The organism is Streptomyces sp. NPDC104761 (assembly GCF_055583445.1).
Genome location: NZ_JBVJNZ010000026.1, coordinates 70,752 through 78,499, shown reverse-complemented (window position 1 = coordinate 78,499; position 7,748 = coordinate 70,752). Strand labels below are relative to the sequence as shown.

Genomic DNA, 7,748 nt, shown 5'->3' with positions numbered 1-7,748 from the left:
GTCGGAACAACTCCCACAAACCGTCCGGAACCAGGTGCTCTACAAGCCTCTCCACGTCGGCTTAACGTCACGCCCCGCCAAAAGAAACGGCGTCTTAGGTGACCTTCGCGAGCGGCCGGAGCCCACGCCTACGACGGCATCCGGGCACCGGCCGCTCCAGAGGTCCACACACGCCCGCGTAGCGCGCTATATGTGACGAGTTGGCGCGTGATCGCGAGTGAGGCGTCGTGCCTGGCTGGTGGCCCGAGCCGTCTGTGGCGACCATGGTCAATCGGGCAGTGCGCCCGCGCCGAGGTGCGGATCCACGCGGTAGTGCACGTCAACTCCCGGATCCCATCCGGCACCGTGGTACCCGTCGACTGGGTCGCGGCGGGCGATCCGGCCCGTATCCTGCCGCCCGGCCGACATGAGGACATCTGGGCCGTGCAGCGGGAGTTGGACTTCCCCGGCACCGTCTACGGGGTGCCGCGGGACACCCCGATGCGCGAGATCATGGCCCGGCAGAGCGCCTTCTTCGGCGCCCACCGCCAGGACACGCCCGTCGGCACCGGGCCCGGCTACACCGCCACCGCGCAGATCCGCCCGGTCGCCTGACGTGCGGGGGACCGCGATCAAGCCTGCGGCTGGTGTTCGGTGACAGCCCGCCTCAAGGTGTGGCTTCGGCCTGCCCGTCGCTGATCAGCAGGTGGAGGCGGCCCAGGCGCTCCATGGTCTCCGTGCCCGGTACTGGCTGGAGCAGGAGAAGTCGTTGCCGGGACAGCGGGCTGGCGAGGACGACGCAGTCCAGGTCCAGGCGGCCGACGTGCTCGTTGAGCACGGTCTTGGTCGAGCAGCGCAGTGTGGAAACCCGGTGCTGGTCCCATATCTCGGCGAACTCCGCGCTGGCTTCGCACAGATCGGAGACCAGTGTCGCCGCGGCGGGATCGTGGCCGCGCTGGGTGGCCGTGGCTCTGAGGTCGGCGACGTACGACAGGCTGGTCGCCTCTTCCTCCTGAGGTGACGGCGAGCGTAGTACGGAACGCCAGTGCGCGGAGGTGAACCAGTGCCAGGTCAGATTCCTCTCGTGGCCGGGCCGGTCGGTGAACGAGCCGAACAGTGCGATGTTCAGGGGATTCTGGACGAGGACGTTGGAGAGATCGTCGGAGATGTACGCGGGTGTGGTGGCCGCTACCGCGTCCAGTGTGTACGACAGTCCCGGGTCGATGTAGTCGGGCGGTTCGGCGGGTGCCGGCGGCGCCTGTCCGGCCAGCAGATACAGATGGTGGCGTTCGTCCGGTGTCAGCCGCAGGGCGGTCGCGAGGCTCGCCAGCATCGACGCCGAGGGCTGAGGACCACGTGCCTGCTCGAGGCTCTCGTAGTAGGCGGTGGACATGTTGGCCGTCGCCGCCACCTCGTCGCGGCGCAGCCCGGGAGTCCGCCGGCGGGTGCCGGGGGCGAGGCCGAGGTCTTCCGGTCGCAGGGCGGCACGGCGACGACGGAGGAAGTTCCCCAACTGGATCCGGTCCGTCGTCCGCGTGCCGGGCGTGGGCCGCCAGCCCGAGTCCGTACCGGCGCCCGGCTCGCGATCGCGGGCCGCGTGAGAAGGGTGCTCCATGGCCTGCATCGTCGCACTTGAGTCGTCGTGCCGGGCAAGCGGGCGGATCGGCGCCCTGAGACCGTCCGGTTTATCCACCGAACGTCAGTACGTGGCTGAGCTGTTTTCCCTTCAACCACGCCTGATTAACGTCCTGTTGGGCCCAGTCGGGCCCATGAAGACAAAAGGTGAGAGAGAAGAGCATGAAAGCCACGACCCCCGTCGTCCTCGTTCATGGTTTCTGGCACGGGAGCTGGTGCTGGAGTCTGGTCGGCGAGCAACTCGCAAGCCGTGGCGTCGCCTCGGTCGCCGTGGACCTCGACGGACACGGTCTGAAGAGCCGCTCGCCCCGGTCCCGGTGGCGCCGCCCGTTCGACTCCGCTGCCTTTGCCGAGGAGCCCTCGCCGGTGGCCGGGATCACGGCGTCCTCGGCTGCCGCCAGTCTGGTCGCGCAGGTACGGCGGATCGGAGGCGGCCGGCCGTGCCTGGTCGTGGCGCACAGCATGGGGGGCACTGTGGCCACCGCTGCCGCGGAACAAGCGCCGGAGCTGTTCGCCGAACTCATGTACGTGGCGGCGTTCGCCCCTGTCGGCGGGATACCGACGGCGCACTACATCGGCATGCCGGAGAACGCCGGAGAACTGGTGGCGAGCGGGCTGTCGGCGGACCCGGGTGCAGTAGGTGCGCTGCGCTTCGACACGGGCGGCAGTGACCGGCAGGCCGCCATCCGCGAGGCGTTCTACAACGACGACATCGACGAGGCGACCGCCGAGGCGGCCATCTCGATGCTGACGCCGGACGCACCCGCCGGCGTCGCCTTCGAACCGGTGGCCGTGACCGCCGAACGGTACGGGGCGATCCCGCACAGCTACGTCGTCTGTGCCCGGGACAACGCGGTGCGGCCCGCGTTGCAACGCCTCATGATCCGGGAGATCGACGCTGTCTCGGCCCGGCCCACGACGGTCCTGGAGCTGGACTCCTCGCACTCGCCGTTCCTTTCGCAGCCCGGCGCCCTGGCAGAGGTCATCCGGGCGGCGCACACCACCGTCCACCGGCCCGACCGGGTGCGGACCGCCGACGGCGTCTGATGCCGTGCTGGAACCCGCAATACGAAACCGTCCGGGTTGCCCGTGGCTCGGCTGCCGTCACACGGACCCGGCCTCCCGGCCCACGCGGGCGTCGGGGACTGAACGCGGCGCCCGGCCCGGACGCGGCGCCATCCCGGCCGGGGCCGGGATGGCGCCGCGTGTACTCCTCCGGACGCCTGGGTGACCATGGAGGGGAAGTGCCTGCCGGAGTCGACAGGCCGTGCTCCGAGTCCAGGGGATGGATCACCTGGCACCGGCAGGCGGAAAGGGTGCCCGCGATGAGCGAAGCCGAACGGCCCCCAGCGGACATCGACCAGGTGCCCGGCGGCCGAGCCGACGATGGACCAGCCCGACAGAGCGGGCTGATGGATCTTCTCGGTGTCGCGGCCGTACTCCTGGACGCCGAGGGACGGGTCGTCCTGTGGAGCCCGCAGGCCGAGGAGCTGTACGGCTACACCGCCCAGGAAGCGCTCGGGCAGTACGCCGCGCACCTGCTGGTCCACGAGGAGCACTGGGACTGGGTGCTCGACAAGTTCGCCGAGGTCATGGAGACGGGCGGGAGCTGGGGCGGTACGTTCCCCGTCCGGCGCAAGGACGGCGGCACGCGGCTGGTGGAGCTGCGCAACATGCGGCTCCAGGACGACCGCGGTGACTTCTACGCCCTCGGACTCGGCACCGACTCACCCACACTGCACGAAGTGGAGCGCGACGTCGCCCTGTCCACCCGGCTGATCTCCCAGTCCCCCATCGGAATCGCCATCCTCGACCCCGACCTGCGGTACATGGCTGTCAACCCCGCGCTGGAGCGTATGCACGGCATCCCCGGGAAAGACCACCTCGGCCGTCACTACCGCGAGATCATGCAGGACGCGCAGTTCGAGGCGGCCGAGGCCGCGATGCGGCAGGTCCTCGCCACCGGGGTCCCCCTGATCGACGAGCCCACCATCGTCGGTCACAGTCCGGCCGACCCGGAACCACACCTGCACGCCTGGACCATCTCGGTCTACCGGCTGGAGGACACCCAGGGCCGCGTGCTCGGAGTGGCCGAACTGGTCACGGACGTCACCGAGCGTCACCGGGCGGCCAGGGAGGCCACCACCACGCGACGGCGGCTGGCCCTGATCGCCGACGGTTCCGCCCGTATCGGCACCACCCTGGACGTCGCACAGACCGCCCGGGAGCTGGCCGACGTCACCGTTCCCGAGCTCGCCGACGTGGTCTCCGTCGACGTCCTCGACTCCGTCATCGACGAGCACCGGCCTCGCACCAGCGTCGGCCCGGCGTTCTTCCGTGCCCTCGCGCTGAAGGCCGCCTACCCCACCGACGCCCTCGAGGCCGCGGATCCGCCCGGCCACATCGCCGCGTACGACGACGACCGCGTGGCCACCCGCTGCGTGCGCACCGGCCGGCCCATCCTGATCCCCCACGCCGACGGAAACGACCTGACCTGCATCGCCCGCGACGAGCACGCCGCCACGCTGCTGGCCCGCGCCGGTGTGCACTCCTACCTGGCCGTCCCCCTCATCGCACGCGCCACCGTCCTCGGCTTCCTGGGCCTGGCCCGCGCCCGCGACCCACGGCCGTTCGACGAGGATGACCTCGCCATCGCCACCGAACTGGCCTCCCGCACCGCCGTGTGCATCGACAACGCCCGCGCCCACCAGAGCGTCCGCAACGCCGCCGAGACCCTCCAGCGCAGCCTGCTCCCCCACCACCCACCCCACCTGCCCGGACTGCAGCTCGCTTCCCGCTACCAGCCCGCACAGGCCGCCTACGAAATCGGCGGCGACTGGTACGACGTCCTCCCCCTGGGCGGAGACAAGACGGCCCTCGTCGTGGGCGACGTCATGGGCAGCGGCATCGACGCCGCCGCGGCCATGGGCCGGCTGCGCACCGCGACCGCCGCCTTCGCCGGCCTCGACCTCGACCCCGCCCGCGTCCTCGAACAGCTCGACACGATCACCTCCGGACTGGAGCAGTACATCGCCACCTGCCTCTACGCCGCCTACGATCCGCACCACGGCGAGTGCCACATCGCCAACGCCGGCCATCTGCCCCCCGCCCTCGTCCGCCGCGGACGCCCTCCCCAGCTGCTCGACCTGCCCTCCGGCGCCCCGCTCGGAGTCGGCGGCGTCCCCTTCGAGACCGTCACCGTCGGCCTCGACCCGGGCGACCGACTGGTCCTCTACACCGACGGGCTCGTCGAAACCCGCCACCACCCCATCGACGAGCGCCTCGACACACTCCTCCGCGTCCTCGACGCACCCGACTGCCCCCTGGAGGAAACCTGCGACCGCCTCCTGTACGACCTCCGGCAACCCGACGACCACGACGACGTCGCCCTGCTCATCGCCCGCACCCAGTCATTCGCGCCAGCAGGTGCAGGCCGTCACCTGAACAGATCGACATGACGAGGACCCTGGGAACAGCTGGGGCCACGGACGGCTGATGGGGTGGTGCGCCGGCGAGCGCTTCTATTAGGTCGCCGAGTGGTCCTGCCGCGGCTCGACGCCGACGGGCAGCGACGTACCGAAAAGAGGCGTGCATGCAGGTGACCTGCGGAATCGATTGGGCCGAAGACCATCATGACGTGGCGGTGGTCGACTCCGATGCTCGCCTGCTCGGCAAGCTCAGAGTCACAGACGACGCGTCGGGCTTCCAGGACCTGCTGCATCTGCTCGCCCAGCACGGTGACACTCCCGACGATCCGATCCCGATCGCGATCGAGACCTCGCCCGGTCTCATGGTGGCCTGCCTGCGGGCCTCCGGGCGCCGAGTCTTCGCGATCAACCCCATGGCCGTGGCACGTTACCGGGACCGGCACACCGTCTCCCGTAAAAAGTCCGACCACCAGGACGCCGTCGTCCTGGCGAACATCCTGCGGACCGATGCAGAGCTCCCCCGGCCCCTGCCGGGCGACTCTGAGCTGGTCAAGGCGATCGCCGTCCTCGCCAGAGCTCAGCAGGACGCTGTCTGGGATCGGACCCGTGCCCACAACCGCCTGCGCTCGCACCTGCGCGAGTACTACCCGGCGGCCCTCGAAGCGTTCGCCGACAAGCGCGAGAGGCTACAGGCGCGAGAGGCTCGCGCGATTCTGGCGATCGCGCCCACGCAGGCCGAGGCCGCCAAGCTCGCCCGCAGCAAGGTCAAGGCCGCCGTCACGCAAGCCGGCCGCCAGCGCCGGATCGAGGCCGAGACCGACCGCCTGCTCAAGGTGTTGCGCCAGAGCCGGCTCCGGCGGCCGGCTCTGGTGGAAACAGCGATGGGACACCAGACACTTGCCTTGCTCGCCCAGCGGCCTGCAAGGCATGCGATGACCTGGCAAGCGTCACCGAGGAGCTTTTCCTGCAGCACCCCGACGCGGAGATCATCACGAGTTTCCCAGGCCTCGCCGTGCTCACCGGTGCCCGGCTACTCGCCGAAATCGGCGACGACCGCACCCGATTCGACACGGCCCGCGATCTGAAGGCTTATGCCGGAAGCGCCCCCGTGACGCGGGAGTCCGGCAAGAGTCGCCGCGTCAGCCACCGCCGCATCAAGAACAGCCGTCTGGCCGCAACCGGCCGGCACTGGGCCTTCGCCGCACTCACGGCCTCAAGCGGCGCTCACGACCACTACAACCGTCGACGAGAGACCGGCGATCGCTACTACGCGGCTCTCCGGAACCTCTTCAACCGCATGCTCGGCCAGCTCCACCACTGCCTCATCACCCGCCAGAAGTTCGACGAAGCCATCGCATATCGCCCGCCGCAACCATCACCTCTCGATGCGACTGCTTGACCCAATAGCTGCATGGGGTGTCTTGTCGCCGCCGAGGTGGTCCGGCCGTGTCCGGGAACGGCCGCCGCCAGGGCGCTTGACCTGGATGCGTTCCAGCACCGGGATGACCAGGGCTGTCGCCCCAGTGGCCGGGAGTAATCAGCAGGGCCAACGGCCGTCGGCCGCCCTCACCAGCAAGGTGGATCTTGCTGGTGAAGCCGCCGCGGGAACGGCCGAGTCCTTCGTCGGGGCGGTGCTGGCGCGGGACCGAGCGCCTCTTGGGGATTCGCGGCACCCGGCGAGGCGCCCCGGCCGCATGTTGATGAGCCGGCAAGAGGTGGAGTCCACACTCACCATGCTCCAGTCGATTCCTTCTTGGGCATCCGCGTCGGCAAGGACGGCCTGGAGAATCCGATCCCAGGTCCCGTCTGCCGACCACCGGCGGTGCCGCTCATAGACGGTCTTCGAGCTACCGAACCGCTCCGGCAGGTCCCGCCACGGTACCCCGGTGCGAACCCGGAACAAGATCCCGTTGATCACCATACGGTGATCACTCCACCGACCGCCACGGCGACCGGACTTCGGCAGATGTGGCGCCAACCGCGCCCACTCATCGTTCGTCAGATCGCCCCGCCCCACGCCCAGAACAATGACCCCGACGCAAGGCGAGCATCATGATCCGCCGGACAGGCCCTAAGCTCCACCACGAGCTTGCGCCCGTGTGAGTGCAGCGGAAGATCGGTGAGGGCCACGACGATGTCCCAGTTCTCACCTCGCCTGCGGTCCATGATCCGGCGCGCCAGTGTGGACAGGTCCTCGGTCCCTGCGGTGAAGGGCTCACCGACCACCTCGACGTCGAACCGCCGCCCCTGGCCCGACTTTTTGGCGAGCCGATCAGGAAGAACCCGGGCAATATGCTGCGCGACCTCCGTCGGCGCGTCCGGATCCGCCAGGAGAGCCACGACCGTAACGCCCTGCGACGAGACCCGCATCACCGGACCCTTCCCATCGGCTGCCCCGGCGATCACCAGTGCCCACAGGATGCCCCCGAGACAACGTCGGCGCCACACGCCGGCCCCCCCATCGGCAGGCAAACAGAGACGCTTACGGGGCCACCGACTCCAGGTAGCGCCGTGCGACTCCGCGTAGAGGGTGTCGAAGGCGAGGGAAGACTTGCCCGACCCCGAGACGCCGGTGAAGACCACCGTTGCGTCGGGCGGAACCGTCAGATCCGCGTCCTTGAGATTGTGTTCGCGAGCGCCCATCACCCGGACGTAGGCCTGGACGGGCGAGGGCTCCTGGGAGCGGGGGCCGCTGCGTCGGTTCCC

Annotated in this window: 5 protein-coding genes and 2 pseudogenes; 4 read left to right on the top strand and 3 right to left on the bottom strand. The window is 69.8% G+C overall.

Annotation, left to right across the window (positions count from 1 at the left end; genetic code table 11):
• Positions 1-345 precede the first annotated feature (345 nt).
• Entirely contained in the window at positions 346-594 is a 249-nt protein-coding gene (locus ACZ63F_RS40895; protein WP_469718926.1) for a hypothetical protein, read from the top strand.
• Positions 595-646: 52 nt separating this feature from the next.
• On the opposite strand, the gene ACZ63F_RS40890 is transcribed toward ACZ63F_RS40895, so the two are convergent.
• Positions 647-1,594 (bottom strand): helix-turn-helix transcriptional regulator, encoded by a 948-nt coding sequence (locus ACZ63F_RS40890; protein WP_469718924.1) that lies wholly within the window; start codon positions 1,592-1,594, stop codon positions 647-649.
• A gap of 182 nt (positions 1,595-1,776) precedes the next feature.
• On the opposite strand from ACZ63F_RS40890, the gene ACZ63F_RS40885 reads away from it, so the two are divergent.
• The 3 genes and pseudogenes from ACZ63F_RS40885 (at position 1,777) to ACZ63F_RS40875 (ending at position 6,441) form a co-directional block, all read left to right on the top strand.
• A complete protein-coding gene (locus ACZ63F_RS40885) occupies positions 1,777-2,661 on the top strand; it encodes an alpha/beta fold hydrolase (RefSeq protein ID WP_469718922.1) in 885 nt (294 codons plus the stop codon).
• Between the two features lie 278 nt (positions 2,662-2,939).
• The gene (locus ACZ63F_RS40880) at positions 2,940-5,072 is read left to right on the top strand and encodes a SpoIIE family protein phosphatase (protein ID WP_469718920.1); all 2,133 of its coding nucleotides are present in this window, start codon (positions 2,940-2,942) and stop codon (positions 5,070-5,072) included.
• A 134-nt stretch (positions 5,073-5,206) separates the two neighbouring features.
• Positions 5,207-6,441 (top strand): annotated as a pseudogene (locus ACZ63F_RS40875) (IS110 family RNA-guided transposase).
• Between the two features lie 21 nt (positions 6,442-6,462).
• Here ACZ63F_RS40875 and ACZ63F_RS40870 read toward each other — a convergent pair.
• Positions 6,463-7,059 (bottom strand): annotated as a pseudogene (locus tag ACZ63F_RS40870) (IS5 family transposase); the annotation flags it as partial.
• Complete coding sequence (locus ACZ63F_RS40865; RefSeq protein WP_469718930.1) at positions 7,041-7,685, bottom strand: hypothetical protein; 645 nt, start codon at positions 7,683-7,685, stop codon at positions 7,041-7,043. The pseudogene ACZ63F_RS40870 and the gene ACZ63F_RS40865, both read right to left, overlap by 19 nt.
• Positions 7,686-7,748 lie beyond the last annotated feature (63 nt).